Source organism: Actinospica sp., from assembly GCF_035552695.1.
Classification (GTDB): Bacteria; Actinomycetota; Actinomycetes; order Streptomycetales; family Catenulisporaceae; genus Actinospica.
This window is the reverse complement of record NZ_DASZKT010000239.1, coordinates 1-2,928: the sequence shown is the minus strand read 5'-3', so window position 1 is coordinate 2,928 and position 2,928 is coordinate 1. Positions and strand designations below refer to the sequence as shown.

Below are 2,928 nucleotides of genomic sequence, written 5' to 3'. Positions count from 1 at the left end.
GAAGCCGGTGCGCTGAAGGCACTGGCGCACGCCGGCAGGACGGATGACACGAGCAGCTACACCACCGACATCGGCCACGTCGAGGCCGCCAGCCGGAAGCTGTCGGCGGCGCCCGCGGGGCTGCGTCGCTTTGAGCTCGCGCTGCCGCGGTTTGGGACGTTGCGCCTCGCCTCGGCGCCCCAGGCTTCCGAGACCTACGTCGGCGGCTCGACGGGCAGCGGGGCAGGCTCTTCCACGGGCCAGGGGGCCTCATCACAAAGTGGCTCGTCGTCGAACCAGGGCAGCGCCCCGCCCGTCACGCACCCGGTCTCGAACCAGGCCTAGGCGCGATGACCCGCCGCTCGCACGCCGCAGCCGCCGGACGCTGGTCGCGGCTCGCGCTCCTGTGCGGCGTCGTGGTCGCGGTGCTCCCGGCCGCCGCGCTGGCCGGCTCCGAGCCTCCGGTCAATGACAACTTCCTCGCCTCGAACAACCTCAACGCGCCGCACACGCCGCTCAACGCGGTCGCCACGCTCCAGGACATCACCGACACGGTCGGCGCCACGCTGCAGCAGAACATTCTCGACCCCTGTGGCAGCGCCAACTGCCCGAGCGGACTGGCCGAGTCCCACACGTGTCAGGGCGTGAGCTACGGCAAGACCGTCTGGTACGACTTCTATCCCGACCACGACGGGCAGGTGGAGATCCGGACGAACGGGATCCCGAACGTGATCGCGCTCTACACCTATGCGCCGCTGAGCTTCGCCCCGACCCCGGTCCGGTGCGCGCCCGGTTCGGGATTCGCCAGCAACGAGCTCTCCGTGCAGGTCCGCGCCGGAGTCGACTACACGTTCCAGGTCGGCGGGCGCGGCGGCGCCGGCGGCAGCCTGCGGATGCTCTTCAACTACGCCTACCAGAGCCGGCTTACCGTCGCCCCGTTTTTGATGCAGGCCCGCTTCTCGACCGTGGTCGGTGAGCCGCAGACGACACGACTGACCGGCCTGCAGTTCCTCGGCCTGGCCGATGGCGAGCAGGTGACGGCCAGATGTCAGGCCTGCCAGGGGGCGACCTTCGGCGATCAGCAGACGACCGGGAACCTCGTCAAGCTGGTCTCCGATCTCCCGATCCGGGTCAGCCGCCGCACACGCGTGATCATCGGGGCCTCGTCGCCCGCCCAGATCGGCCGCTTCAAGATCTACACCGTAAATGCGGCCCGCTTCCGGATCGGGCTGAGCTCGAGTGGCTGCCTCACAGCCGGCGCGACCTCGCTCTCGATGCCGGTCGCAACCAGTTCGAGCGACACGGTGCCATGCCCGGTGCGGTTCGTGAACCCGATCGGCGCCGAGTACGTGTTCTGGCGCGGACCGCAGGGCGGTCTGCGTGAGAAGTGGTACTCGGGCCGCTGGAACGGCCCGAACCTGGTCGACACCGGACGCCTCGGTTCGGCGCCTGCAGTGGCCGCGCACGCCGATGGGCAGCAGGACGTGTTCTGGAAGGGAACCAATGGGAACCTCTGGGAGACCTGGTACACGGGCCAGTGGCACGGGCCGATCAACCTCCACGCTGGCCGGCTCGGGTCAGGCCCCGCGGTTGGGGTTGACAGCGCCGGCGACGAGTACGTGTTCTGGCAGGGCACCGACGGCGGCCTGTGGGAGAGGTCCTACTCAGGCAAGAGCTGGGGACAGCCGATCCCGCTCGCCGATCGCAAACTCGGCTCGGCTCCGGCCGTGGCCGTGCATTCAAACGGCGAGCAGGACGTGTTCTGGAAAGGCGCCAACGGCAATCTGTGGGAGAGCTGGTTCACGAACCGGTGGAACGGTCCCGTCGATCTGGGTGGCGGCCAACTCGGCTCGGCGCCATCGGTCGCGGTCGATGGAGCGGGCGACGAGTACGTGTTCTGGAAGGGCACCGACGGCGGCCTGTGGGAGAAGGCATATGTCGCGGGCTCGTGGGGAGCGGCCACATCGGTCCGCGCCGGGCTGCTCGGCTCGGCCCCGACGGTGGCGGTACACGCAAACGGCGAGCAGGACGTGTTCTGGAAGGGAACCAACGGCGACCTCTGGGAGAGCTGGCACGCGCGCACCTGGCACGGTCCGATTGACCTCAGAGGACAAAAGCTCGCGTCGGCACCGAGTGCGGGCGTCGACGCGGCCGGTAAGCAGGGCACCCGCCCTCACTGACCCGCCGCTCCCGGGCATCCGGTCCGGCGCGCGCCACCCTGCGCGTTTAAGCGTCCTGTGAGGACGCTCAGAGGCGCAGGTTCAAGCCCCGCGCGAAGTCCTCGCCGATCAGGCTCCTCACGCCGTGCCCGCGGGCTCGGCCTCCTCGACGGGCTCGCGGTCGCCCCAGCGCTCGAGCACCGGCTTGCCGCGCTCGGCGAACGGGATCTCGATCGTGTCGAAGTCGCGCGGGATCACCGTGGCGGGAAAGATCGCGCGAGCCTCGTCGCGCAGCAGGCCGAGCGGGTGGCGGGTCGAGACGTGGGTCAGCGCCAGCATCCCGACCTGCGCGTCACGCGCGATCGTGGCCGCCTGGGACGCGGTCGAATGCCCGGTCTCGGCGGCTCGCTGCACCTCCTCGTCGGCGAACGTCGCCTCGTGGACCAGGACGTCGGCCTGGTGGGCGGCGATCTGCAGCGCTTCGCACGGCATCGTGTCGCCCGAGATCACGAGCTTGCGGCCGGGCCGTGGCGGCCCCAGCACCTGGTCGGGGGTGACGCCGCGGATCGTCTCGCCGTGCTGGAGGCGGCCGAACTCCGGCCCCTCGACCAGCCCCAACTCGAGCGCGATCGCCGCATCGAACACGCCCGGGCGCTCGTCCTCGAACAGCGCGTAGCCGAGCGCCGGCCCCCGATGGGTGACCGCGACGGGGGCGATCCGGTAACCGTCTCGTACGAGCACGTCGCCGGGCTCCAGCTCGACCAACTCGAGCTCGTAGCCGATGCGGCCA

3 protein-coding genes are annotated in these 2,928 nt (G+C 70.4%); 2 read left to right on the top strand and 1 reads right to left on the bottom strand.

The features are described 5' to 3' along the window. Together VG296_RS27185 and VG296_RS27180 are read left to right on the top strand one after the other, a co-directional pair. A partial coding sequence (locus VG296_RS27185; protein ID WP_325570603.1) for a hypothetical protein occupies nucleotides 1-324 on the top strand: 324 nt, incomplete at its 5' end. A gap of 5 nt (nucleotides 325-329) precedes the next feature. Continuing rightward, the gene (locus tag VG296_RS27180) at nucleotides 330-2,159 is read left to right on the top strand and encodes a hypothetical protein (protein ID WP_325570601.1); all 1,830 of its coding nucleotides are present in this window, start codon (nucleotides 330-332) and stop codon (nucleotides 2,157-2,159) included. Between the two features lie 117 nt (nucleotides 2,160-2,276). Here VG296_RS27180 and VG296_RS27175 read toward each other — a convergent pair. Further along, nucleotides 2,277-2,928, bottom strand: a 652-nt coding sequence (locus VG296_RS27175; protein ID WP_325570599.1) for an MBL fold metallo-hydrolase, incomplete at its 5' end; no start/stop codon positions are given.